Here is a 24024-nt window from a genome sequence, read left to right as displayed (position 1 = left end):
GCCGTCATGACCGCGACCACCCTGCCCAGGCTCGCCGTCACTGCCGGCGAGCCTGCGGGGGTCGGTCCCGAACTGGTCGCCCGCCTCGCTGCCAGCGACCTTGCCGCCGATCTTGTCGCGATCACCGATCGCGACCTCCTCAGGCGGGCCGCCGCGATCTGCGGCATCGATCTCACCATCACTGACGACGACGGCTCCCGCCTCACCGCAAGAGCCGCCGGACACGTGCGCGTGCATCACGTCCCCCTGGGCGAACGTGACGTGCCCGGCCAGCCGAGCCCCGCCAACGCGTCGCACGTGCTGGAGATGCTGGCGGCAGCGGCGGACGGTTGCCTCAACGGCGAGTTCGACGCCGTGGTGACAGGACCGGTGCAGAAATCCAGCATCAACGACGCCGGCGTGCCTTTCAGCGGACACACCGAGTTCTTCGCCGAGCGCGCTGCCAGCGACGTCGTGATGATGCTTGCCAGCCCCGACCTGAGAGTCACGCTGGCGACGACCCACCTGCCGCTATCGGCGGTTCCCGCTGCCGTCACGACAGCGCTGCTGACGCGGACGTTACGCATCGTCAGCCGTTCACTGACATCGCTGTATGGGTTGGAACGGCCACGCATTGCCGTGCTCGGTCTCAATCCGCACGCGGGCGAAGACGGGCATATGGGGCGAGAGGAAATCGAGACGATCATTCCGCTACTCGAACGCCTGCGCGGCGAAGGCATGGACCTGCTCGGCCCCCTTCCGGCGGATACCGCCTTTGTCCCCGCCATGCGCGAGCGCTACGACGCCGTGCTTGCGATGTACCACGACCAGGCCCTGCCCGTGCTCAAGAGCGAAGCCTTCGACAGCACGGTCAATGTCACCCTCGGCCTTCCCTTCATCCGCACATCCGTCGATCACGGCACGGCGCTGGATCTCGCCGGCAAGGGCCGCGCGAACCCGGCGAGCCTGTTTGCCGCGACGCGACTCGCCATCGTCTTCGCCAACCATCGGGCCGCCGTATGAACGCACGACCCAAAAAGAGTTTCGGCCAGCACTTCCTGCACGATAAGCGCTACATCGACCGCATCGTCTCCTCCATCGCACCGAAAGACGGCGAGACCGTCGTCGAGATCGGGCCCGGCGAAGGCGCGATGACCATGCCATTGCTTGCCGTGGCGAAGCGGATGACGGCGATCGAGCTGGACACTGACCTGATCCCTGGCCTGCAACAACGCGCGGCAGCCATCGGCGAGCTGCGAATCGTGCACTCCGATGTGCTCAAGGTGGACTTCACGGCGCTCGCCCGTGAACTCGGGGCCGAGCGACTCCGGATCGCAGGCAATCTGCCCTACTACATCTCCAGCCCGATCCTCTTTCATTGCGTCGAGCACGCCGCGGCGATCCAGGACATGCATTTCATGCTGCAGAAGGAAGTCGTCGACCGCATGGCCGCCGAGCCGGGAAGCAAGGTTTATGGCCGGTTGAGCGTCATGCTCCAGCTTGCCTGCAAGGTGACGCCGTTGTTCAACGTGCCCCCGGGGGCTTTCCGGCCGCCGCCGAAGGTGGAGTCAGCCGTAGTCCGGCTGGTGCCCCTGCCGCCGGAACAGCTCCCGCAGGGCGACCCGGCCAACATCTACAAGATCGTGAAGGCCGCCTTCGCCATGCGCCGCAAGACCCTTTCGAACACACTGAAGGGCCTGGTGGACGAAGCGACCATCAGGGATCTCGGCATCGATCCGCGCGCCCGCGCGGAAACCCTTCCCCCCGGCGACTTCGTGAAGCTTGCCAACGCGATGTGAAGGTCCTTGCGGGCATACTTGCCCGCCTTGCCCCCGTCCCCGACAATCGGTCCATGAACTCCAAAACCCCCTACACGATCGACGTGGAGGTCGAATCCCGTTTCGTCCCCGACCAGTCGCAGCCCACGGACAACCGTTACGTCTTTGCCTACACCATCACGCTGCGCAACGCTGGCGAGACTGGCGCGCAGTTGATGACCCGTCATTGGGTCATCAAGGATGCGAACGGCAAGGTCGAGGAAGTGCGTGGTGACGGCGTGGTCGGCGAACAGCCGTGGATGCGCCCCGGCGAGTCGTTCGAGTACACCTCGGGTGCCGTCCTGGAGACAGCGGTGGGCACCATGGAAGGCAGCTACAGCATGGTGGCTGATGACGGCACGCAATTCGACGCTCCCATTCCCGCCTTCGTGCTTTCGATACCGCGCACGCTCCACTAGGATCGACTCATGGATAGCGTGCACGCCGGCGACGGCGCCAAGGAGCAGCAGGACTGATGGCCGTTTACGCAATCGGCGACGTCCAGGGCTGCTACCCCGAACTTCAGCGTCTGCTGGAGAAGATTCGCTTTGACCCGGCGAACGATCGCCTGTGGTTTTGCGGCGACCTGGTCAATCGTGGCGGCGAGTCACTCGCGACGTTGCGGCTCATTCATTCCCTGCGCGAACAGAGCATCATCACGCTCGGCAACCACGACCTGTCCTTGCTGGCGATCGGCCAGCGTCGTGAAGACGCGCAGCAGCGGGTCAACCCCGAGCTGCGCGAGGTCCTCTTTGCTGACGACGCACCGGTGCTACTCGAGTGGATGCGCATGCAGAAGCTGCTGCACCACGACGAAACCCTCGGCTGGACGATGATCCACGCCGGCCTTGCGCCGAGCTGGACGTTGCGTCAGGCGCAGCGCGCGGCGCTCGAAGTCGAACGTGAGCTCGGCGGCCCGCGTCACCAGCGTTTGCTGAAGAACCTGTTCGGCAACCGGCCACCCGGCTGGAACAATCGCCTGCAAGGTGTCGAGCGTCATCGCGCCACGATCAACACGCTCACGCGCATGCGCTATTGCGACGTCACTGGCCGGATCGATTTCGAAGGCAAGGGCACGCCGGGCACGCAGAAGCCGGGCATGTATCCCTGGTTCGAAGTACCGGGCATGCGTAGGCGCGAGACGAAGATCGTCTGTGGTCACTGGTCGGCGCTGGGCCGCTTCGCCGGCCTTGGCATCTATGCCATCGACACCGGCTGCGTATGGGGCGGCCAGCTCACTGCGCTGCGCCTGGATACCCCTGAGCCGGGATACATCACGGTGGATGCCGAGCCTTACCGCCAGAAGCCCAAGGGCGGCGGGGACTGATAGAAGAATTGATAGAAAAATGTGGGAGCCGCTTCAGCGGCGAAAAGCCAACGAAGCGGTGTAGCCGAAAGCCATCGCCGGCAAAGCCGGCTCCCACAGTAGAAGCGCTCGAAAAGTAGAAGCGCTCGAAAAGTAGAAGCGCTGGAAGAGTCCACAAAAAAAACCCGCCTCTCGGCGGGTTTTTCGTTATCAGCTCAGCTGACCGTGACAGTGCTTGTACTTCTTGCCTGAACCGCAGGGGCAAGGATCGTTACGACCAACCTTGGGACCGTCGTTGAGCACCGGTGCGATCACCGGATCGGCTGCTACCGCATTGTCGCCACCCACGCCCAACGGCTGGGCATCGGCATGCTGGAACTGCAGGCGCTGGCCCTCCACGGCACGCTGCTGCTCGGCCTCCATCGCGGTGACTTCGTCTTCGCTGCGAATACGGATTCGCGCAAGCATCTGCACCACTTCGCTCTTGATACGGTCGAGCATCTCGCCGAAAAGTTCGAACGACTCGCGCTTGAACTCCTGCTTGGGCTGCTTCTGCGCGTAACCGCGCAGGTAAATACCCTGGCGCAGGTAGTCCATGCTCGCCAGGTGCTCCTTCCACGCGTTGTCGACCACCGAGAGCATCACGTGCTTCTCGAGCGAGCGCATGGTTTCCGCACCGACCTGCACTTCCTTTTCGGCGAACAGCGCGTCCACCGCGGCACGAACGTGTTCGAGGATCGCTTCCGCGTCGATATCCTTCTGGCCTTCAACCCACTGCGGCAGGTCGATGCGAAGGTTGAGTTCGCTGGCGAGTTCGCGATCGAGACCAGCGATGTCCCACTGGTCGTCGATGCTGTCGGCGGGAACGTACTTGCGCACGAGAGCAACGACAACGTCCTGACGGATGTCGACGATCATGTCGGAGATATCGTCGATCTCGAGGAGTTCGTCGCGCTGAGCGTAGATCACCTTGCGCTGGTCGTTGGCGACGTCGTCGAACTCGAGGAGGTTCTTGCGGATGTCGAAATTGTGCTGCTCGACCTTGCGCTGCACCTTTTCGATCTGGCGCGTGATCAGGCGATCTTCGAGCGCCTCATCCTCCTTCATGCCGAACATCTGCATCCAACGGCCAATGCGCTCGCCGCCGAAGATGCGCATCAGGTTGTCCTGAAGCGAGAGGTAGAACCGCGAGGAACCCGGATCGCCCTGGCGGCCGGAACGGCCACGCAGCTGGTTATCGATGCGACGCGATTCGTGGCGCTCGGTACCGACGATGTGCAGGCCGCCCGAGGCGAGCACCTGATCGTGGCGCTTCTTCCACTCTTCGCGGGTTTTCTGGCGATCGGCGTCGGTGGCTGTCTCCGGCAACGTCGCCAGCAGCGCCTCGAGGCTGCCGCCGAGCACGATGTCGGTACCGCGACCGGCCATGTTGGTGGCGATCGTCACCGAACCCGGCGCGCCTGCCTGCGCCACGATGTGCGCTTCGCGCTCATGCTGCTTGGCGTTGAGCACTTCATGCGGGATCTTTTCTTTCTTGAGCAGACCCGACACCAGTTCGGAGACATCGATGGACGCGGTTCCCACGAGCACCGGCTGGCCGCGTTCGAAGCAGGCCTTGATGTCGTCGATGACCGCCTTGTACTTGGCGTCCGGGCCGAGGAACACGGAGTCCGGATTGTCCACGCGGACCATCGGCTGGTGTGTCGGGATCACCACCACTTCCAGGCCGTAGACGGTCTGGAATTCGTAGGCTTCCGTATCCGCCGTGCCGGTCATGCCGGCCAGCTTCTTGTACATGCGGAACAGGTTCTGGAACGTGACCGTGGCGAGCGTCTGGTTCTCGCGCTGGATGGGCACACCTTCCTTCGCCTCGACCGCCTGGTGCAGGCCATCGGACCAACGGCGACCCGCCAGCGTACGGCCGGTGAACTCGTCGACGATGATGACTTCGCCGTCGCGGACGATGTAGTCGACATCGCGCTGGTAGATCGCGTTCGCACGCAGCGCCGCGTTCATGTGATGGACGACGGCGAGGTTCTTCGAATCGTAGAGACCGCTGTCCGGCTCGATGACGCCGGCCTCGCGCAACAGCTGTTCCGCGTGCTCCATGCCCTCTTCGGACATGTGGACCTGCTTGCCCTTCTCGTCGACGAAGTAATCGCCGCTGGTGTCTTCCTTTTCCTGACGACTCAGGCCCGGAACGATTTTGTTCACCGCAATGTAGAGCTGCGGGGAATCCTCGGCAGGGCCGGAGATGATCAACGGGGTGCGCGCTTCATCGATGAGGATCGAGTCGACCTCGTCGACGATGGCGTAGTGCAGGCCGCGCTGGTTACGCTGATCCTTGCTGAGCGCCATGTTGTCGCGCAGGTAGTCGAAGCCGAACTCGTTGTTCGTGCCGTAGGTGATATCCGACTGGTAAGCGCTGCGCTTGTCCGCGTGGTCCATGCCCGGGTACACCACGCCGACCGTCAGGCCGAGGAAGTTGTACAGGCGGCCCATCTGCGCCGAGTCGCGCCGCGCCAGATAGTCGTTCACGGTAACGACGTGAACACCCTTTCCTTCCAGCGCGTTGAGGTACACAGGCAGCGTACCGACGAGGGTCTTGCCCTCACCCGTACGCATTTCGGCGATACGCCCGCCGTGGAGCACCATGCCGCCGATCATCTGGACGTCGTAGTGGCGCATGCCCAGCACGCGCTTGGCCGCCTCACGCGTTACCGCAAAGGCTTCGGGAAGGAGGGCATCCAGGGTCTCGCCGGCAGCGAGACGCTGACGGAAGTCGTCTGTCTTGCCACGCAGCGCGTCGTCGGAAAGCTTTTCGAATTCCGGCTCGAGGGCGTTGATGCGCTTGACCGTCTTGGAGAGGTCACGCAGCACCCGCTCGTTACGGCTGCCGAAAATACTCGTCAGTGCACGATTGAACATCGATCATCCGGATCTGAAGCGAAAAGGGCTGCCGGAAGGCGTAAAGCCGACCGGCACGAAGGGACGATCATACTACGGGCGTCCCCGGCTTTCCTCGGGGTGGCGGCAGCAGGTCCCGGATTCAAGCCCGGTCAGCGGTGGCTCTTCACGAAGGCGAGCGGATTCACGACGCGATCGTGGTACCAGACCTCGAAATGAACGTGAGACCCGGTCGACCGGCCCGTGGACCCGGCCTTGGCGATGACATCCCCGACCCGGACACGCTGGCCCGGCTTCGCGATCAGAGCGCTGTTATGGGCGTAACGGGTCATATAGCCGTTGCCATGGTCGATTTCGACGACATCGCCATAGCCGCTGCGCTGACCGGCAAAAGTGACCATGCCTTCAGCGACCGCAGTCACCGGCGTACCCGTCGGCGCGGCGATGTCGATGCCGGTATGGCGGGCGCTGTGACCGCTGAACGGGTCGGGGCGGCCACCGAAATACGACGAAATGTAACCGTTGACCGGCATACCGGTCGGCCGCAGGCTGGATTCGATGCTGCGGTCCATGAGCATGTCGCGCAGCGCTTCCAGTTGGGCCTGCTGCGCGTCGAACTGGCCGGACAGCAGCTCAATGCCTTTGCCGAGCGACTCAGGCTGCGCATAGGTAATGGGGTCCACCCCCGCTGAGACTTCAAGGCCACCCTGACCGGGCTCCTCGTCGAAGTTGAACTCACCGTCGTCGAGCTTGCCCACCTGGGTCAGGCGCTCGCCCAGGGCATTGAGCCGGACCGACTGGGCCTGGAGCTGGCCAAGTTTGACCGCAAGAGCGTCGAGGTCGCGCTGGGCGTCGCGCTTGATCCGGGCAACCTGGGCGTTCTGGTCGCCCGGCTGCGCCTGGACCGTTTTCGGGCTGGCGACCGCCAGAGCTACTGCGGCGCCGACACCGGCGATACCGATGAAACCGGCCAGGGCCAGGGCAGTCATCTTGCAGCGCATGCGCAAGCAAGTGAGATCCAGCGTTTTCGGCCCTTTCCGGCCACGAGACACGAGTATGATCTGCATACGTTCCACATCGAATAGTTGAAGCCGGTCCATGCCACCGCCGTACCAACCGAGCCGCCGCTCCACTCATGGACTCAAGTCCATTTCGGAGTTTGGCCCTGTCGCGTCGCTGGCCAAACGGGCCCGCGAACTCGACACGTTGGACCGCCAGCTGCGCGCGACACTGCCGGTACCGCTGCGCGATAACGTCCGCTTCGCGGACCTGCGCGACGGCCGGCTCGTCTTTCTTGCGCCCTCCTCGGCCTGGGCATCGCGGGTGCGCCTTTATCAGACGCAGATCCTCGAGGCCGCTCGCGCCATCGGCACGAAAGCCAGTTCGGTTGCCGTGAAAGTGGCCCCCCTACCGGTCGAGGAAATCATTCCCGACCGACATAAACCGCTTTCCGCCTCGGCTGCCCGTCATCTGCGAGCTGCCGCGGCGTCGCTCTCCGACCCCACGTTGCGGGATCTGTTCCTGAAGCTGGCCTCCGAGGCCGATTTTCCAGAATAATTCGACACTTACGATCGAAACGATCGATCCGTAAGCAGCACCGGATCCACCGGGCCGGCGAACTTTATAGCACGCGGCTTCCCGGCGAACACCTAAAATGGACGTAAATTTCACGATGCCGTGACCGCGGTCACGATGCAGACCGTCGCGAAATGTGGGACGTTGCCAACGAAAAAGGCCGCGACTGCTCGCGGCCTTTCGGGGTTTAACGAGAGGCCCCGGAGGGCCGCGCCTCAGACTGCGTGGGCAGGCTGGGCGTAGGAAATCGGCGCCTTGGCCGGATCCTTGAAGCTGACTTCTTCCCAGGCGGTGACGTCGGCCATGAGACTGCGAAGGAGCTTGTTGTTGAGCTCGTGACCCGACTTGTGGGCGGAATACGCGCCGATCAGGCTGTGGCCCAGCATGTAGATGTCGCCGATGGCGTCGAGGATCTTGTGTTTGACGAACTCGTTGTCGTAACGGAGGCCGTCTTCGTTCAGCACCCGATAGTCGTCGAGGACCACGGCGTTATCCATCGAGCCACCGAGGGTGAGGTTCCGCTCGCGGAGCATCTCGATGTCACGCATGAAGCCGAACGTACGGGCGCGGCTGACTTCCTTGACGAACGATGTCGTCGAGAAATCCATTTCGGCCTGCGAGTTGCGCTTGTTGAACAGGGGGTGGTCGAACTCGACCGAGAAACCGACCTTGAAGCCGTCGAACGGCTCGAGCTTCGCCCACTTGTCGCCGTCCTGGACGATGACCGGCTTCTTGATGCGGATGAAGCGTTTGGCGGCTTCCTGTTCCTCGATACCAGCGGACTGGATAAGGAACACGAACGGGCCGGCGCTGCCATCCATGATGGGTACTTCGGGCGCGGAGAGATCGACATAGGCATTGTCGATACCCAGACCCGCCATGGCCGAGAGCAAATGCTCGACCGTCGACACGCGAACGTCGCCGTTGATCAGCGTGGTCGAAAGACGCGTATCACCGACGTTCTCGGGACGCGAATGCAGTTCGACGGGCGGGTTCAGATCGGTACGACGAAACACGATGCCGGTGTTCGGCGCCGCAGGACGGAGCGTCATATACACCTTGTCGCCGGTATGAAGACCGACGCCAGTGGCGCGAATGATGTTCTTGAGCGTGCGCTGCTTAATCATATTGGGTCAAACCTTAGCCGGCAGCAGCCATAAGTGGCGAATAGGCTAACACAGTCTTAACCTCGGGATAAACGAACCAAGCGGTACAGTCAAGCCACGCTTTACCGTCCCTTCAGTATCAAGCGCAAACCATTCTCATTCGGCTTGCGACTCAACCTGAGAACATTCAAGTACTTGAAAACGTTCCTGCATTTCACCCGCCGACACGGCAACGCTCCGCCACCCGGACGGGTTCGGCGGCGGAGCGTCGGGCAACCCGGCGTCTTGCCGGGTCGGCCTCACGTTGTCCTTAACGTGCCTTTGTCACATGTCGCTGCAATCAATCTGCCTGGCGGCGCAGGAACGCCGGGATGTCCAGGTAGTCGATCGTCGGCTCGGCGCCCTTCGACGGAGCCGGCTCCGACCGCGTCGACGCGACGACGTCAGGCTGCGCGTAATCGACCACTTCGTTGCCGGTACCGGTACGAAGCACGACCGGGCGCGGACGCTGGCGCATTTCGACCTGCTGCTGGACCGGCTGACGCACCGGCTGCTTCGAGGCCACGCCCGCACGATTCAGGCCCGTGGCGACCACGGTCACGCGGACGTCGTCCTGCATGTCCGGATCGAGCGAGGTGCCGATGACCACGGTCGCGTCTTCCGAGGCGAAATCGTGGATCACGCGGCCGATCTCGTCGAACTCGCGCATGGTCAGGTTCGGACCGGCGGTGACGTTGACCAGGATGCCGCAGGCGCCGGCAAGGTTCACGTCCTCGAGCAGGGGGTTGTTGATCGCCGCCTCGGCAGCGGCCTGCGCACGATCGTCACCGCGAGCGGTGCCGGAACCCATCATGGCCATGCCCATCTCGCTCATGACGGTCCGGACGTCGGCAAAGTCGACGTTGATCAGGCCCGGGGCGGTGATCAGGTCGGCAATGCCCTGCACTGCGCCCTGGAGGACGTCGTTCGCGGCCTTGAAGGCGTTGAGCAGGGTGACTTCGCGACCGAGCACCGAAAGGAGCTTTTCATTCGGCACGGTGATCAGCGAGTCGACGTGCTGCGACAGGTCTTCGATACCCTTCAGGGCGACCTGCATGCGGCGGCGGCCCTCGAACGGGAAAGGCTTGGTGACCACGGCAACCGTGAGGATGCCCTTTTCCTTGGCAAGCTGGGCGACGACCGGCGCCGCGCCGGTACCCGTACCACCGCCCATGCCGGCAGTGATGAAGACCATGTCCGCGCCTTCGAGCATTTCCTCGATGCGCTCGCGATCTTCCAGTGCGGCCTGGCGGCCCACTTCCGGATTGGCGCCCGCGCCCAGGCCCTTGGTGACATTGCCGCCGAGCTGGAGGTGCGTACGCGAGTTGCAGCTCTTCATGGCCTGCGCGTCGGTATTGGCGACGACGAACTCGACGCCTTCGATGTTGGAGTTGACCATGTGCGCCACGGCGTTACCGCCGCCGCCGCCCACGCCGATGACCTTGATGACCGCGTTCGGTGCCAGCTTTTCGATGAGTTCAAACATTTCCCGTCCTCCGCAGAACTTTTAGTTTTTATGGTTTATGTCCCATGTCCGACTCCTGTCGACCATGGGTTGCGGGCCTTCCTCTTGCCCCGGCGCCCCCCTTCCATCGGGCACCGACAGTCCGGTCTTGCTTTAGAAATTCTTGGTGAACCAGCTTCGGAACTTCTCGACCACGTTGCCGACGTTACCGACGGCGGAACTCGTGTTACGCGAGGCGCCAGTCGACCGCGAGCCATGAAGGAGCAGGCCCACGCCGGTCGAATGCAACTCGCTGGAAACGACATCGCCCAGGCCCGACACGTGCTGGGGCACGCCGATGCGGACCATCTTGTGGAAGATTTCTTCGGCCAGCTCGAGCGCGCCTTCCATGCGCGACGCGCCGCCAGTCAACACGATGCCAGCGGCGACGAGGCTCTCGTAACCCGAGCGGCGCAGTTCGTCCTGCACCATCTCGAAGATTTCCTCGTAGCGCGCCTGCACCGATTGCGCGAGCGCCTGCCGGGCGAGACGACGCGGCGGACGATCGCCGACACTCGGCACCTGGATCGTTTCTTCCGCGTGCGCAAGCTGGGCGAGCGCACACGCGTATTTGATCTTGATCTCTTCCGCGTGAGCGGTCGGTGTGTGCACGCCGTACGCGATGTCGTTGGTGACCTGGTCACCGCCGACCGGCAGCGACTTGGTGTAGCGGATCGCGCCCTGCGTGTAGATGGCGATGTCGGTCGTGCCCGCACCGATATCGACCAGGCACACACCGAGTTCCAGTTCGTCTTCGGTCAGCACGGCCTTCGCGCTGGCTACCGCCGAGGGCACCAGCTCGTCGACCGACAGGCCGCAACGCTGGATGCACTTGGAGATGTTCTGCACCGCGCTGGCCGCGCCGGTGACCAGGTGCACGCTGGCCTCCAGGCGAACGCCACTCATGCCCACCGGATGGCGAATGCCGTCCTGTCCGTCGATGCGGTATTCCTGCGACTCCTTGTAGAGCACCTTGCGATCGGCGGGAATGGCGACTGCGCTGGCGGCCTCGAGCACCTGTTCCAGATCGGCTGCCATGACCTCACGGTCGCGGATGGCCGCGGTACCGTGCGAGTTGCGCGTTTCCAGATGGCTACCTGAAATCGAGGCGTAGACCGAGCGGATGTCGCAGCCGGCCATCAGCTCGGCCTCTTCGACGGCGCGCTGGATCGAGTGGACCGTCGATTCGATATCGACCACCGAGCCGCGCTTCATGCCGCGCGACACATGGGTGCCGATGCCGATGATCTCGATCGGTTCGCCCGGCTCGTATTCGCCGACGATCGCGACGACCTTCGACGTTCCGATGTCGAGGCCGACGACGAGCTGTTTGTCGTTCTTGTTTCTCATGGTTTAGCTCAGCTTCCGACCTTGGGTGTGGCCGTGGTTTCCGATTCCGGCCACCGGATGGCGAATCCGTTGGTGTAACGAAGGTCGGCATAGGCGAAACCGCCACGCCGACCGGCGACAAGTTGGGGGTAAACATCGAGGAAGCGGGCAAGACGACGATCGGCCTGGTCGCGATCGCCAATGACGATCTCGGCACCGCTTTCCGTCGTGACGCTCCAGCTACCTCGTTCGCTCAGGCTCACACCGACGATGGCGAGCTGTGCCCTGCCCTCGAAGGCCTTGTGAGCCTGCGCGTAAAAACTCACTACTTCGGCGAGGCGCGAGTCGGGGCCGCGAAGGCGTGGCAGGTCGCCCATCTGGTCCGCGCCCGGCGCATCGAAAACCAGACCCTGGCGGCTGATGAGGCGATCCTCGTTCCAGCGCGCGAACGGCTGGCGCTCGTAGATACGCACCAGCAGCGTGTCGGGCCAGCGCTTGCGCACTTCGACCGACTCCACCCAGGGCAGCGAGCCGATGGCGTGACGCACGTCTTCGAGATCGGTCGCGAAGAAACCCTTGCCAAGCCGGGGCAGCACGGCACTGCGGATCTGTTCGGCACTGACGTGCGCGAACTCCGCTTCGACCTTGATGTTCGTCACCGGCCAGCGACCGGCGGCGAACCAGCCCTGCATCACGCCGACCACGGGAAGTACCACCAATGTAATGGCGATACCCCAGGCGACGATCCGCGTGGCGGCGGCTCCCTTCATCCCTTCGTGCCCTCCCGTTCCATGGACGTTTCCAGAACGCGCCAGCACAGGGAGGGATAATCCAGCCCGGCGACGGCAGCGGCTTTCGGCACCAGCGAATGCGAAGTCATGCCCGGCGCGGTGTTCACCTCGAGCAGCCAGTTCTTGCCATGGCGGTCGCGCATCACGTCCACCCGGCCCCAACCGAAGCAGTCGAGCGCGTCGAAGGCCGTGAGCGCGAGGCTGCGCATCTCGTCCTCGGCGGCGCCGGACAGGCCGGGAACGATGTATTGCGTGTCCTCGGCGATGTACTTGGCGTTGAAGTCGTAGTACTCGCCCTTGGGCACGATCTTGATCGTCGGGAGCACTTCGCGGCCGAGAATACCGACCGTGAATTCGCCACCTTCGTTGCCTTCGCCCTCGATCAGGGTCTCCATCAGCATGTCGCCGGCATACTGATGCGCAAGCGCCACGGCTGCATCCAGCCCAGCGTCGTTGAAGACGCGAGTCACGCCGACGCTTGACCCTTCCCATGCGGGTTTCACGATCAGAGGGAAACCGACCTCGCGGGCCGCAGCGTGCACGTCAGCACCGCGCGGCAAGGCGCGGAACTTCGGCGTGGGCAAGCCAAGAGCGATCCAGACCTGCTTGGCGCGGATCTTGTCCAGTGACAGCGCGGAGCCGAGCACACCCGAGCCGGTGTAAGGAACGCCAAGCGACTGCAGTGCCCCCTGGAGTTCGCCGTTCTCGCCGCCGGCACCGTGAAGAATGTTGAACACGCGCGCGAAATGTCCCGCGCGCACGGCATCGAGCAGGGCCGGAATACCGTCGATCGCATGCGCGTCGACGCCACGAGAGCGCAACGCCTCGAGTACGCCGCGCCCGGAATTGAGCGAGACCTCGCGTTCGGCCGAATTGCCGCCCATCACGACGGCTACCCGACCGAAGTCGGCGGCATCCGTGATCAGGCGGCGGAAACGTGTGTCATCCATTACTTGTTCGTCCTCAGGTGGCCGGCATTACCCAGCTCGACAGCCGCCGCACCGATGTCGCCGGCGCCGAGCAGCATGATCAGGTCGTTGTCGCGTACCAGCGCGGAAAGCGTGCCGCGCAGGTCGCGCGGGTGGTCGACCAGCACGGGGTCGGTCTTGCCACGTGCGCGAATGGCACGTGCCAGGGCCTTGCCGTCGGCGCCGGCAATCGGTGTCTCGCCGGCGGCATAGACCTCGGTCAGGACCAGCACATCGACCTCGGCAAGCACGTTGGCGAAGTCGTCGAGAAGATCGCGCGTGCGGCTGTAGCGGTGCGGCTGGAAAGCGACCACGAGGCGACGATCCGGCCACCCGCCGCGTGCAGCAGCGAACACGGCGGCGAGTTCACGCGGATGGTGGCCGTAGTCGTCGACCAGCAGGGCCTTGCCACTGTCGAGCTCGACTTCCCCGCGACGATGGAAACGACGACCGACGCCTGCGAAACGTGCCAGCGCACGAGCGATCGCCTCGGCCTCGACGCCGAGTTGCCAGCCCACGGCCGCGGCCGCGAGGGCGTTCTGCACGTTGTGCCGGCCCGGCAGGTTGAGCGTGACCGGCAACGTACCGGCCATGCCGGGCAGGTGCAGGTCGAAGTGCATTTCGAAGCCGATCTGGCGCACGTTCGTCGCGGTGACGTCGGCACCCGGCTTGTCGATCGCGTAGGTGAGCATGCGACGCGAGGTGTCCTGTGCGAGCAGGGCCGTTTCCTCGTCGTCGATACACAGCACGGCCATGCCGTAAAATGGCAGGCGGTGCAGGAAGTCGCGGAAGGCTTTCTTCACCTGGGCGAAGTCGCCGTTGTAGTTCTCCAGGTGATCGGCGTCGATATTCGTCACGACCGCCATCACCGGCGAAAGCATGAGGAACGAGCCGTCGGACTCGTCCGCCTCGGCGACCAGGTACTGCCCCGTGCCCAGGCGAGCGTTCGCGCCCGCGGCGTTGAGCTGTCCGCCGATGACGAAGGTCGGATCGTAGTCGGCCTCGGCAAGCACGCTGGCGACAAGGCTGGTGGTGGTGGTCTTGCCGTGCGTACCCGCGATGGCGATGCCACGACGGAAGCGCATCAGTTCGCCAAGCATTTCCGCGCGGGGGACCATCGGCACGCGTGCGGCCTGGGCTGCGACGATCTCCGGGTTGTCCTGGCGGATGGCACTCGAGGTGACGATCACGTCCGCGCCGTCGATGTTCGAGGCGTTGTGGCCGATATGCACTTCCACGCCAAGCCTGGCCAGCCGCTCGGTGGTCGGCGACGGCGCGCGGTCGGAACCGGAGACGCTGTAACCGAGATTCTTCAGTACCTCGGCGATACCACTCATGCCGACGCCGCCGACGCCGATGAAATGGACACGGCGGAACGAGGTCATGAAATCGTCGTGGGCGCGCAAACGACCGGGCGTCATGCGGAAACCTCCATGCAGTGACGTGCAATCGTTGCTGCTGCGTCGGGCTTGGCCAGCGTACGGGACGCACTGGCCGCGGAAAGGATGTGCTGCCTGTCGTGCAGCATGCGCGACAGGAGCAGGGCGATCTTCTCGTGTCCGTCGGACGAAGCGGCCACGGCATCGGCCAGCAGCAACGCGCCACCGACGTCGACCATGGCACGCGCGTTCACCGTCTGGTGATCGTCGACGGCATGCGGGAAGGGGACCAGCAAGGCTTCGAGGCCGGCCGCGCAGAGCTCGGCTACCGTCAGGGCACCAGCCCGACAGACGGCGACATCGGCCCACTCATAGGCGCCGGCCATGTCTTCGATGAAGGGCACGACGTTGGCGTTCGTGATGCCGGCGGAGGCGTAGGCGGCGCGCGCCTCTTCGAGACCACGCTCACCCGTCTGGTGCACGACCTCCGGCTCGCCGGCGGCAAGGTCGGGCGTGCTACGCATGAAGGCCAGCGCCTTGGGCAGCGCGAGGTTCAACGTGCGCGCGCCGAGGCTGCCGCCGAGCACCAGCAGGCGCGGACGACCTTCGCGGCCTGCGAGGCGCTGGTCGGGCGTCGGCAGCGCAGCGATGCGCGCGCGAACCGGATTGCCGACCCACTCGCCGTTGGGCAGGACGTTCGGGAAACCCGTAAGCACCTTCTTGGCGAACGGAGCGAGCTTGCGATTGGTAAAGCCGGCGACCGCATTCTGTTCGTGCACGACCAGGGGGATACCGGCCAGCCGCGCGGCGACGCCGGCAGGACCCGCCACATAGCCGCCCATCGACAGCACGCAGCGCGGACGCAGCTTGCGCAACACCTTCAGCGAAGCGAACAGTGCGCGGGCAAGCATCAGTGGCGCCATCACGCGTGTCGCCAGGCCCTTGCCACGCAGACCGCCAACGGCGACGGTATGCAGGTCGAAGCCGTGCGCCGGCACCACGCGCGTCTCCATGCCACCTTCGGCGCCGAGCCACGCGACGGGCACGCCGCGCGAGCGCAGTTCGTCAGCCACTGCGAGACCCGGGAAGATGTGTCCACCGGTACCACCGGCCATGATCAGCACGGGAGCGCTCATGCCATCCCTCCGAGCGGCGCGGACGAATCCGGCACGGCATTGGCGGGCATGCGCACGGCAGACTGGCGAGCGTCTTCGGCGCGGTTGATCTCGAAGGTGGCACGCAGGAGCACACCGACCATGGCGCAGGTCATCAGGACGGACGAGCCGCCCGAGCTGATCAGCGGCAGGGTGAGGCCCTTGGTCGGCAGCACGCCCAGGTTCACGCCGATCGAGACCATGGCCTGGAAGCCCATCATCAGCGAGATGCCATAGGCGACATAGCCCGAGAAGCGGTGGCCGAGCTCGACGCCTTTCAGGCCGATGTACAGGCCACGGCCAATCAGCACGACATAAAGGAAAATGACCAGGACGATGCCTGCCAGGCCGAGCTCCTCGGCGAGCACGGCAAGAATGAAGTCGGTGTGTGCTTCAGGCAGGTAGAACAGTTTCTGCACGCTCGAACCGAGACCCACGCCCGTCCACTCGCCGCGACCCACGGCGATCAAGGCCTGGGTCAGCTGGAAGCCATCGTTGTACGGATCCTTCCACGGATCGAGGAAGGAGGTGAGGCGCTTGATGCGGTAGTCCTCAGCCGTTGCTGCATAGATCAGCGCAGGGACCAGCGGTGTGGCCAGTACCAGCAGGTTGCGCATGCGTGCACCGGCCAGCCAGACCATGCCCACCGTCGTGGCGACGACCAGTGCAGCCGAGCCGAAGTCTGGCTGGGCAAGCAGGAGAAGCACGATGAGGCCCGCCACACCGACCGGCTTAACCACGCCGAACAGTTCGTACTCCACGCCTTCGCGATGGCGGACCAGGTAGCTGGCCAGATACGCGACGAGGATGAGCTTGACCGCCTCGACAGGCTGGAAGCTCGTCACCAGCAGGTTCACCCAACGGCGCGCACCGTTGATGCGCATGCCGAACACAGGCAGGAACACCATCAGCAGCATGATGATGCCGAACAGCAGGAGCAGGAAGCTGTGCTTCTCGAGGGTTTTCAGCTCCGTGCGCATCGCCGCACCGGCGAAGCAGGCGCCGAGGAACAGGAACACCAGATGGCGCTTGAGGTAGTAAAAGGCACCCTGGTGCGAACCGTCGGCCACGGCGATCGAGGCGGAGGTGACCATCACCACGCCCATCGCGGCGAGCGCGAGCGCAGCCAGGAGCAACGGGAGGTCGAAACTCCCCCGCGGACCCTGCCGGCGTTGCGCCTGTTTTGTGCCGAGGCCAAACATGATTCTCAGCGCACCTTCAACGTGGCAAGACCGATGAGCACCAGCACGACGCTGATGATCCAGAAACGAACAATGACGCGGGGTTCCGGCCAGCCTTTCAATTCGAAGTGATGATGGATCGGCGCCATGCGGAAGATGCGCTTGCCGCGCAGCTTGAAGCTGGCGACCTGCAGCATCACCGAGGCGGTCTCCATGACGAACACGCCACCCATCACGATCAACACGATTTCCTGGCGGACGATCAATGCCACGCAACCCAGCGCGGCGCCGATGGCCAGCGCGCCCACGTCACCCATGAAGACCTGGGCCGGGTAGGTGTTGAACCAGAGGAAGCCGAGGCCCGCACCGGACAGCGCGCTGCAGAAGATCGCCAGCTCGCCGGCGCCGGGAATGGCCGGGATACCGAGGTATTCGGAGAACAGCTTGTTGCCGGCGAGGTAGGCGAAGATGCCCAGCGCGCCGGAAACCAGCACGCTCGGCATGATCGCCAGACCGTCGAGGCCGTCGGTGAGGTTCACCGCGTTGGAGAATCCGACGATGATGAAATAACCGATCACCACGAAGAACAGGCCGAGCGGCACCGCCACCTGCTTGAACAGGGGCACGTACAGGGCGATTTCAGCCGGCGCCTGGTGGGTCTGGTAGAGGAAGACGGCGGCGGCGAGGCCGAACACCGACTGCCAGAAATATTTCCAGCGACTGGCGAGGCCGCGGCTGTCCTTGAGCACCAGCTTGCGGTAGTCGTCGTAGAAACCGATGACACCGAATGCGAGCGTGACCAGCAGCACCACCCAGATGTAGCGGTTGCCGAGATCGGCCCATAGCAGGGTGGAGATGCCGATGGCGAACAGAATGAGCGTGCCGCCCATGGTCGGCGTGCCGGCCTTGGACAAATGGGTCTGCGGGCCGTCACTGCGCACCACCTGCCCCGCCTTCAGCGCAGCCAGCTTGCGGATCAGCGCCGGGCCGAGCAGCAGCGACACGGCCAGCGCGGTGAGCGCCGCCATGATCGCGCGGAAAGTGATGTACTGGAAAAGATGCAGCGACGTGAAGTGCCGAGCCATCCATTCCGCCAGTTCAAGCAGCATCGGATGCTCCTTCAGCGTGTTTCTTCATTGCCGCCACGACCCGGTCCATGCCGGACGAACGTGACCCCTTCACGAGGCAGGTAACACCCTCGTGGATCTGCGTGCAGGCAGCCTCGATAAGCGCATCCTGCGTGGCGAAATGCTGCGCGCCCGGCCCGAAGGCCTCGACCGCCGCCGCCGACTTGATCCCGGTGGCAAGCAGCCGCTCGATGCCGCGCTCGTGAGCCAGCTTGCCGATACCGGCGTGGAGCTTGATCGTGTCCGCCCCGAGCTCGGCCATGTCACCGAGGATCAACCAGCGCTCGCCACGCGCCAGCGACAAGGTGTCGATGGCGGCAGCGGCTGAGCCTGGATTTGCGTTGTAGCTGTCGTCGATAAGCGTCCAGTTGCCTGGCATCGCTTCGAGATTCAGCCGACCTGCAACGCGCGGCACCTGCTCGAGGCCCTCGACGATGACCTCGACCGGCACACCGAGCGCTGTCGCGATAGCGGCCGCGGCCAGCGCATTCGCGACATTGTGGCGGCCGGCCATCGGCAGGTGCACGTCGCCGTCGCCGTGGGGCGTGGACAGGACGAAGTGCGTGCCGTCGATCCGCTCTTCGACGATGTCCGCACCGATGTCGGCACGGTGCTCGAGGCCGTAGCGAAGAATCGTCCGCGTGCCGGCGAGGTTCGCGAAGTAACCCGCGAAACGCGTGTCGTCGGCGTTAAATGACCGCGACGCCGTCGACGGGGAGCGACTGGTAGAGCGCGCCCTTGGTTTCGGCGACGCCTTCGATCGTGCCCATCCGCTCAAGATGCGCGGGCGCGATGGAATTGACGAGGCCGATATCGGGCCGTGCAATGGCAGCCAGGTAGTCGATGTCGCCCGGCTTGCCGGCCCCCATCTCCAGCACGAGGTACTGCGTGTCCGCCGGCATCGCCAGCAGGGTCAGCGGCATGCCGATTTCATTGTTGAAGTTGCCGGCATTGACGTGCGTGCGGCCGTGGCGAGACAGGATGGACGCGGTCAGCGTCTTCACCGTGGTCTTGCCATTGGAACCGGTGATGCCCACCACGCGGACCCGCGTCGCCGCGCGCACGGCGCTGGCGAGATCACCGAGCGCTTTCTGCGTATCGTCGACGATCACCTGCGGAATGGCGACATCGACCGGACGCGTCACCAACGCGGCCACGGCACCGCGCTCTGCAGCGGCGGCGACGAAGTCATGGGCATCCACGCGCTCACCCGGCAGCGCGACGAAGAGGTCGCCGGCGTTCAGGCTGCGCGTATCGATGGAAAAGCCGGTGACCTCGACGTCGGCGCCATGCAGGCGGCCTTGGGTCCAGAGGGCGACGGCGGACAGGCGCATCATGCGCGGACTCCCTTGGTGCTTTTGGCCATCGTCTCTCGGGCGATGGCGAGGTCGTCGAAGGGCAACTTGCCCTGCGGACCTTCCTGGTAGGTTTCGTGACCCTTGCCCGCGATCAGCACGACATCGTCGGCTTTCGCATCGGCCAGGGCCAGGGCGATGGCCTGCGCGCGATCGCGCTCGACCCGAATGGTGTCACGGTGCGCGAAGCCTTCCATGATCTGGGCGACGATGGTGTCACCGTCTTCCGTGCGTGGATTGTCGTCCGTAACGATGACCACATCGGCCAGGCGCTCGGCGATACCGGCCATGATCGGGCGCTTGCCCTGGTCGCGATCGCCACCGGCGCCGAAGACGCAGATCAGCTTGCCCTTGGTATGCGAGCGAAGTGCCAGCAAGGCCTGCTTGAGCGCGTCCGGTGTATGCGAGTAATCGACCACGACGAGCGGTTTGCGACCGTCCCCGCCAAGGCGGCTCATGCGGCCGTTGACCGGCTCGAGCGCTTCGAGCGCGGCATGGATACGGTCGAACGGCTCACCCAGCGCGCCGAGTACGGCAGCGACGGCAAGCAGGTTGGCGACGTTGAAGCGACCGAGCAGCGCACTGCGCACGGTGCGCATGCCCCACGGGGTATTCAGGTTGAACGACAGGCCTTTTGCTGACGTCACGATGATGTCGGCGCGGACCTCGGCGTCCTTATCCGTGCTCTCGCCAGCCATGGTCGTGCGCAGCTTCGCGATGCCTTCGCCAAGGCCCTTGACCAGCTTCGCGCCAAACGGGTCGTCGATGTTGATCACGGCGGCACGCAGGCCGTCGAAGCCGAACAGCTTCGCTTTGGCGGCACCGTAGGCTTCCATGGTGCCGTGGTAGTCAAGATGATCGCGGGTGAGGTTGGTGAACACGGCGACGTCGAAAGCCAGGGCGTTCACCCGGCCCTGTTCCAGGGCATGCGAGGAAACCTCCATCGCGACGTGCGATGCACCGGCGTCGCGGAAACCCGCGAGCAAAGCCTGCATGCTGATCGCATCCGGTGTCGTGCGCTCGCCTTCTACCACCGCGCCATGCATGCCGGCGCCGAGGGTGCCGACCGTGGCCGGCTTGCGGCCGAGGAAAGCCAGTGCCTGCGCAATGAGCTGCACCGTCGAGGTCTTGCCGTTGGTTCCGGTCACGCCGATCAGCTCGAGGGCCATCGACGGCTCACCGAAGAACCGCCCGGCGATCGCGCCGGTTTTTTCGCGCAGCTTTTCGACGGAAATCACGGGCACGCCCGCATCGACCGCAGTGAAGGGCGGCTCGGCAAGGATCACGCTGGCGCCCTGCCCGACAGCCTTTGCCGCGAAGTCGATGCCGTGACCCTTGCCGCCGCGCAGCGCGACGAACGCATTGCCTTCGACGATCTCGCGGGAGTCGAGTGACAGGCCCGAAACGACGAGTTCGCCGGCCGCTGACGCTTCGACGAAACCATGGAGGAGCTCGGCCAGAGGCATGGTCATGGGACCACCTCTTCCGCCGCGCTGTCGTCCGCCGCGGGCGGCGGCGCATTCGACGTACCGATCAGGCCACCGACGCTCGGGCCGCCGACGTACCAGCGACCGACGTTGTCCGGTGGAATGTCGAGCAGGCGCACCGCGCCCTGCATCACCTGGGCGAACGCCGGGCCAGCGACGGAGCCGCCGTAATAGTGGCCACCTTGCGGATCGTTGATCACGACCACGGTGACGATGCGCGGCGCGCTGGCCGGGATCATGCCAACGAAGAGCGAGATGTAGTTCTTCGCGTAGTAGCCGCCCACGGAGAACTTGTGCGACGTACCCGTCTTGCCAGCCACGCTGTAATTGGCCACCGAAGCGAAACCGAAACCGGTGCCGCCGGGCTGCAGCACGGTCTCGAGCATCCGCACGAGCTGGTGCGCCACTTCCGGCGTGATGATCTGGTTCGGCGGGTTGTCGGCACCCTTGATGAAGCTGGGCGAGCGCAAGGCACCGCCGTTGGCGATCGCCGCATAGCCGGTCGCCAGCTGCAGCGGCGTCACGCTGAGGTTGTAGCCGTACGCCATGCGCGACTTTTCGATCGGCTTCCACGTGCGGCTGACAGGCAGGTAGCCGGCGGCTTCACCCGGGAAACCACTGCCCGTGCTGCTGCCGATGCCGAACGACTTCCACATCGAGTAGAGGAACTCGGTGTCGAGGGTCATGGCGATCTTGGCCGCGCCGACGTTGGACGACTTGGTGATCACGCCGGTCGGGGTGAGCGTGCCCCAGTTGTGCGTGTCGCGTACCGGGTGCCCACCCATCATCCAGGTGCCGGGCGATGTCTCGATCATTGGCGAGGTGGGCGTGTACTTGCCGCTGGTGAGGGCTGCCGCCATGGTGAACGCCTTCATCGTCGAACCCGGCTCGACCACGTCGGTCAGCGCGCGGTTGCGACGATCGTTCGGCGTGCTGCCACGCACGGCATTCGGATTGAAGGTCGGCAGGTTGGCCATGCCGAGCACTTCGCCCGTGTGAACGTCCATGACGACGATGGAGCCGGAGTCGGCCTTGTTCTTCTCGAGTGCGTCTTTAAGCGCGCTGTACGCCAGGTACTGGACGCGGCGATCGATCGACAGCGTGAGGTCACGGCCCGGCTGCGGCTCGCGCACCAGTTCCACGTCTTCGACCACGTGCCCCATGCGATCGCGGATGACGCGCTTCGCACCCGGCTTGCCGGCCAGCCACTCATCGAAAGCCAGCTCCAGGCCTTCCTGGCCGTGGTCGTCGATGTTGGTGAAACCGAGGATATGGCTGTTCACTGCACCCGACGGGTAATAACGACGGTACTCACGCTGCGAGGCGATGCCCGGGATCTTCAGGTCGACGATCGCCTGCGCGTCCTCCGGACGCAGCTGGCGGGCGATATACATGAATTCCTTGTCGGCGCGCGCGGCAATTTTCTGCTTCAGGTCCTCCGCATCGACGTGCAAGGCCTTGGCCAGCTCGGGGATGCGGTCTTCGTTTTCCAGCACTTCCGGCGGGTTCGCCCAGATCGAGGCGACCGGCGTCGACACCGCCAGCGGCTCACCGTTGCGATCGAAGATGGTGCCGCGCGAAACGGCGATCGGCATCTCGCGCAGGAAGCGGGCGTCGCCCTGGTCCTGGTAGAACTGCTTGCGGACCACCTGCAGGTCGAACGCGCGGACGAGCAGACCCGAGGCGCAGACGCACAGCAGCGCGACGATCACGGTCATGCGCTTGCGTGGGCTCGGGCCCTGGCCGCGGCGGCGGCTCGGCACGACCGGCTTGCCGTAGCGCGCCTTCATCGACGCACCAACTGGATGTCCTGCGGCCTCGGCGTCACCATGCCGAGCTTGGCGCGCGCTTCCGCATCGATGCGGCTGGGCTCGGCGTAGGTGGCCTGCTCGAGCTCGAGACGACCGTATTCGACGCCGAGGTCGTCCTTCTGGCTCTGCATGCGCGAGAGCTCGACAAAGAGCACCCGGCTCTCGTGGCGCGTCCACACCACACCGATCGCGCTGGCGAGGACCGCCAGCAGCAGGATCGAGAGGCAGATGGCGCCGAACACCTTCATGCGAGTTTCTCCGCAACGCGCAACACGGCGGAACGCGAACGCGGATTCGCGGCTACTTCGGCATCGGACGGAAAGATGGCCTTGCCAACCGGCTTGAGGCGGGTCGGGTTCGCGGCGGTGGGCGGCGGCCCACGGCGCGTGCCCTGCACCCGGCCTTCGTGCGAACGGATGAACTGCTTCACCGTGCGATCTTCCAGCGAGTGGAAGCTGATCACAGCGAGACGGCCACCGACCTTGAGCAGGTCGAGGGCGGCCTCGAGGCCACGCTCGACGGATTCGAGTTCGGCGTTCACCCGGATGCGTAGCGCCTGAAAGGTACGCGTCGCGGGATTCTTGCCGGGCTCACGACGACCGACACAGCCCGCGACGAGATCGGCCAGCTCGGCGGTGCGGGTGATCGGGGCGGTGGCGCGGCGTTCGACGATGACCTTGGCGATGCGACGGCTGAAGCGCTCCTCGCCGAAGCGCCAGAGCACGTCGGCGATCTCGACCTCGTCGGCCTCGGCCAGGAAGTCGGCTGCGCTGATGCCGCGCGTGGTGTCCATGCGCATGTCCAGCGGCGCATCGGCCATGAAGCTGAAGCCGCGGCTGCGATCGTCGAGTTGGGGGGACGACACGCCGAGATCGAGAAGGATGCCGTCAAGGCCACCCTCGAGCGCGGACCACTCGGCCATGGTGGCGAAGTTCTCGTGGCGCAGGGCGACACGGGGGTCGGTTGCGAGACCGGCTTCGGCCACGGCGATCGCCGAGGGATCGCGGTCCATCAGGAACAGGCGGCCATCGGCCGACAGGCGTGCAAGGATGGCGCGGGCGTGACCGCCGCGGCCAAACGTTCCATCCAGATAGCGCCCGTTCTCGCGCAAGGCGAGGCCCTCCACCGCTTCGTCGAGCATCACAGGGATGTGCACATCGCGCCCCGCCATCGCCACATCCCGCTCCCGTTTCACCAAGACCTCGAATT

At 64.9% G+C, this 24024-nt stretch carries 20 protein-coding genes and 1 pseudogene; 5 read left to right on the top strand and 16 right to left on the bottom strand.

Annotation, left to right across the window (positions count from 1 at the left end; genetic code table 11):
• The first annotated feature begins 6 nt into the window (after window positions 1-6).
• From pdxA to ACVWWJ_RS04225, 4 genes are read left to right on the top strand one after another with little or no spacing between them, the layout of a single operon-like run.
• Window positions 7-1002, top strand: coding sequence for a 4-hydroxythreonine-4-phosphate dehydrogenase PdxA (pdxA, locus tag ACVWWJ_RS04240; protein WP_456966884.1), 996 nt, complete (start codon window positions 7-9; stop codon window positions 1000-1002).
• Window positions 999-1778: a 16S rRNA (adenine(1518)-N(6)/adenine(1519)-N(6))-dimethyltransferase RsmA gene (rsmA, locus tag ACVWWJ_RS04235; RefSeq protein ID WP_159890681.1), complete on the top strand. Its 780-nt coding sequence runs from the start codon at window positions 999-1001 to the stop codon at window positions 1776-1778. Before pdxA ends, rsmA begins: the two co-directional genes overlap by 4 nt.
• 53 nt (window positions 1779-1831) lie before the next feature.
• Window positions 1832-2215, top strand: coding sequence for a Co2+/Mg2+ efflux protein ApaG (gene apaG, locus ACVWWJ_RS04230; RefSeq protein WP_159890683.1), 384 nt, complete (start codon window positions 1832-1834; stop codon window positions 2213-2215).
• Between the two features lie 56 nt (window positions 2216-2271).
• Window positions 2272-3123, top strand: a complete 852-nt coding sequence (locus ACVWWJ_RS04225; RefSeq protein WP_456966883.1) for a symmetrical bis(5'-nucleosyl)-tetraphosphatase — start codon at window positions 2272-2274, stop codon at window positions 3121-3123.
• Between the two features lie 189 nt (window positions 3124-3312).
• Here ACVWWJ_RS04225 and secA read toward each other — a convergent pair whose 3' ends face one another.
• The gene (gene secA / locus ACVWWJ_RS04220) at window positions 3313-6030 is read right to left on the bottom strand and encodes a preprotein translocase subunit SecA (RefSeq protein ID WP_456966882.1); all 2718 of its coding nucleotides are present in this window, start codon (window positions 6028-6030) and stop codon (window positions 3313-3315) included.
• Between the two features lie 131 nt (window positions 6031-6161).
• Window positions 6162-6998: a M23 family metallopeptidase gene (locus ACVWWJ_RS04215; protein WP_456966881.1), complete on the bottom strand. Its 837-nt coding sequence runs from the start codon at window positions 6996-6998 to the stop codon at window positions 6162-6164.
• 109 nt (window positions 6999-7107) lie between these two features.
• On the opposite strand from ACVWWJ_RS04215, the gene ACVWWJ_RS04210 reads away from it, so the two are divergent.
• Complete coding sequence (locus ACVWWJ_RS04210) at window positions 7108-7566, top strand: DUF721 domain-containing protein (RefSeq protein WP_159890690.1); 459 nt, start codon at window positions 7108-7110, stop codon at window positions 7564-7566.
• 233 nt (window positions 7567-7799) lie between these two features.
• Here ACVWWJ_RS04210 and lpxC read toward each other — a convergent pair whose 3' ends face one another.
• The 14 genes and pseudogenes from lpxC to rsmH all read right to left on the bottom strand — a co-directional run bounded on the left by lpxC (window position 7800) and on the right by rsmH (window position 23986).
• Window positions 7800-8711: a UDP-3-O-acyl-N-acetylglucosamine deacetylase gene (gene lpxC, locus ACVWWJ_RS04205; protein WP_107909920.1), complete on the bottom strand. Its 912-nt coding sequence runs from the start codon at window positions 8709-8711 to the stop codon at window positions 7800-7802.
• 319 nt (window positions 8712-9030) lie between these two features.
• Complete coding sequence (gene ftsZ, locus ACVWWJ_RS04200) at window positions 9031-10215, bottom strand: cell division protein FtsZ (RefSeq protein ID WP_159890692.1); 1185 nt, start codon at window positions 10213-10215, stop codon at window positions 9031-9033.
• A gap of 132 nt (window positions 10216-10347) precedes the next feature.
• Entirely contained in the window at window positions 10348-11583 is a 1236-nt protein-coding gene (ftsA, locus tag ACVWWJ_RS04195) for a cell division protein FtsA (protein ID WP_159890694.1), read from the bottom strand.
• Between the two features lie 8 nt (window positions 11584-11591).
• Window positions 11592-12332 (bottom strand): cell division protein FtsQ/DivIB, encoded by a 741-nt coding sequence (locus tag ACVWWJ_RS04190; protein WP_159890696.1) that lies wholly within the window; start codon window positions 12330-12332, stop codon window positions 11592-11594.
• On the bottom strand, window positions 12329-13303 hold the full coding sequence (locus ACVWWJ_RS04185; protein ID WP_456966880.1) for a D-alanine--D-alanine ligase: 975 nt from the start codon (window positions 13301-13303) through the stop codon (window positions 12329-12331). Before ACVWWJ_RS04185 ends, ACVWWJ_RS04190 begins: the two co-directional genes overlap by 4 nt.
• Window positions 13303-14742 (bottom strand): UDP-N-acetylmuramate--L-alanine ligase, encoded by a 1440-nt coding sequence (murC, locus tag ACVWWJ_RS04180; protein WP_456966879.1) that lies wholly within the window; start codon window positions 14740-14742, stop codon window positions 13303-13305. Before murC ends, ACVWWJ_RS04185 begins: the two co-directional genes overlap by 1 nt.
• Window positions 14739-15836 (bottom strand): undecaprenyldiphospho-muramoylpentapeptide beta-N-acetylglucosaminyltransferase, encoded by a 1098-nt coding sequence (gene murG / locus ACVWWJ_RS04175; RefSeq protein WP_456966878.1) that lies wholly within the window; start codon window positions 15834-15836, stop codon window positions 14739-14741. Before murG ends, murC begins: the two co-directional genes overlap by 4 nt.
• Entirely contained in the window at window positions 15833-17056 is a 1224-nt protein-coding gene (gene ftsW / locus ACVWWJ_RS04170) for a putative lipid II flippase FtsW (RefSeq protein ID WP_456966876.1), read from the bottom strand. The genes murG and ftsW overlap by 4 nt, the downstream gene beginning before the upstream one ends.
• Window positions 17057-17061: 5 nt before the next feature.
• Window positions 17062-18144, bottom strand: a complete 1083-nt coding sequence (mraY, locus tag ACVWWJ_RS04165; RefSeq protein WP_456966875.1) for a phospho-N-acetylmuramoyl-pentapeptide-transferase — start codon at window positions 18142-18144, stop codon at window positions 17062-17064.
• A pseudogene (locus tag ACVWWJ_RS04160) lies at window positions 18134-19499 on the bottom strand (UDP-N-acetylmuramoyl-tripeptide--D-alanyl-D-alanine ligase). The gene mraY and the pseudogene ACVWWJ_RS04160 overlap by 11 nt, the downstream one beginning before the upstream one ends.
• Window positions 19496-20989, bottom strand: coding sequence for a UDP-N-acetylmuramoyl-L-alanyl-D-glutamate--2,6-diaminopimelate ligase (locus tag ACVWWJ_RS04155; protein WP_456966874.1), 1494 nt, complete (start codon window positions 20987-20989; stop codon window positions 19496-19498). Before ACVWWJ_RS04155 ends, ACVWWJ_RS04160 begins: the two are co-directional and overlap by 4 nt.
• Complete coding sequence (locus ACVWWJ_RS04150; RefSeq protein ID WP_200851571.1) at window positions 20986-22794, bottom strand: peptidoglycan D,D-transpeptidase FtsI family protein; 1809 nt, start codon at window positions 22792-22794, stop codon at window positions 20986-20988. The genes ACVWWJ_RS04155 and ACVWWJ_RS04150 overlap by 4 nt, the downstream gene beginning before the upstream one ends.
• Window positions 22791-23063 carry a cell division protein FtsL gene (gene ftsL / locus ACVWWJ_RS04145; RefSeq protein ID WP_159890712.1) on the bottom strand — a complete coding sequence of 91 codons (273 nt, stop codon included), beginning with the start codon at window positions 23061-23063 and terminating at the stop codon, window positions 22791-22793. Before ftsL ends, ACVWWJ_RS04150 begins: the two co-directional genes overlap by 4 nt.
• Entirely contained in the window at window positions 23060-23986 is a 927-nt protein-coding gene (gene rsmH, locus ACVWWJ_RS04140; protein ID WP_159890714.1) for a 16S rRNA (cytosine(1402)-N(4))-methyltransferase RsmH, read from the bottom strand. The genes ftsL and rsmH overlap by 4 nt, the downstream gene beginning before the upstream one ends.
• Window positions 23987-24024 lie beyond the last annotated feature (38 nt).

The organism is Luteibacter sp. HA06, from assembly GCF_054061215.1.
Note: the sequence above shows the minus strand (reverse complement) of the source record. Positions and strands in the feature narration are given on the sequence as shown.

What these genes read in the sequence shown, in the direction of transcription:
- pdxA (WP_456966884.1), top strand. Translation starts at nt 7, where the DNA reads ATGACCGCGACCACCCTGCCCAGGCTCGCCGTCACTGCCGGCGAGCCT.
- rsmA (WP_159890681.1), top strand. Translation starts at nt 999, where the DNA reads ATGAACGCACGACCCAAAAAGAGTTTCGGCCAGCACTTCCTGCACGAT.
- apaG (WP_159890683.1), top strand. Translation starts at nt 1,832, where the DNA reads ATGAACTCCAAAACCCCCTACACGATCGACGTGGAGGTCGAATCCCGT.
- ACVWWJ_RS04225 (WP_456966883.1), top strand. Translation starts at nt 2,272, where the DNA reads ATGGCCGTTTACGCAATCGGCGACGTCCAGGGCTGCTACCCCGAACTT.
- secA (WP_456966882.1), bottom strand. Translation starts at nt 6,030, where the DNA reads ATGTTCAATCGTGCACTGACGAGTATTTTCGGCAGCCGTAACGAGCGG.
- ACVWWJ_RS04215 (WP_456966881.1), bottom strand. Translation starts at nt 6,998, where the DNA reads ATGACTGCCCTGGCCCTGGCCGGTTTCATCGGTATCGCCGGTGTCGGC.
- ACVWWJ_RS04210 (WP_159890690.1), top strand. Translation starts at nt 7,108, where the DNA reads ATGCCACCGCCGTACCAACCGAGCCGCCGCTCCACTCATGGACTCAAG.
- lpxC (WP_107909920.1), bottom strand. Translation starts at nt 8,711, where the DNA reads ATGATTAAGCAGCGCACGCTCAAGAACATCATTCGCGCCACTGGCGTC.
- ftsZ (WP_159890692.1), bottom strand. Translation starts at nt 10,215, where the DNA reads ATGTTTGAACTCATCGAAAAGCTGGCACCGAACGCGGTCATCAAGGTC.
- ftsA (WP_159890694.1), bottom strand. Translation starts at nt 11,583, where the DNA reads ATGAGAAACAAGAACGACAAACAGCTCGTCGTCGGCCTCGACATCGGA.
- ACVWWJ_RS04190 (WP_159890696.1), bottom strand. Translation starts at nt 12,332, where the DNA reads ATGAAGGGAGCCGCCGCCACGCGGATCGTCGCCTGGGGTATCGCCATT.
- ACVWWJ_RS04185 (WP_456966880.1), bottom strand. Translation starts at nt 13,303, where the DNA reads ATGGATGACACACGTTTCCGCCGCCTGATCACGGATGCCGCCGACTTC.
- murC (WP_456966879.1), bottom strand. Translation starts at nt 14,742, where the DNA reads ATGACGCCCGGTCGTTTGCGCGCCCACGACGATTTCATGACCTCGTTC.
- murG (WP_456966878.1), bottom strand. Translation starts at nt 15,836, where the DNA reads ATGAGCGCTCCCGTGCTGATCATGGCCGGTGGTACCGGTGGACACATC.
- ftsW (WP_456966876.1), bottom strand. Translation starts at nt 17,056, where the DNA reads ATGTTTGGCCTCGGCACAAAACAGGCGCAACGCCGGCAGGGTCCGCGG.
- mraY (WP_456966875.1), bottom strand. Translation starts at nt 18,144, where the DNA reads ATGCTGCTTGAACTGGCGGAATGGATGGCTCGGCACTTCACGTCGCTG.
- ACVWWJ_RS04155 (WP_456966874.1), bottom strand. Translation starts at nt 20,989, where the DNA reads ATGACCATGCCTCTGGCCGAGCTCCTCCATGGTTTCGTCGAAGCGTCA.
- ACVWWJ_RS04150 (WP_200851571.1), bottom strand. Translation starts at nt 22,794, where the DNA reads ATGAAGGCGCGCTACGGCAAGCCGGTCGTGCCGAGCCGCCGCCGCGGC.
- ftsL (WP_159890712.1), bottom strand. Translation starts at nt 23,063, where the DNA reads ATGAAGGTGTTCGGCGCCATCTGCCTCTCGATCCTGCTGCTGGCGGTC.
- rsmH (WP_159890714.1), bottom strand. Translation starts at nt 23,986, where the DNA reads ATGGCGGGGCGCGATGTGCACATCCCTGTGATGCTCGACGAAGCGGTG.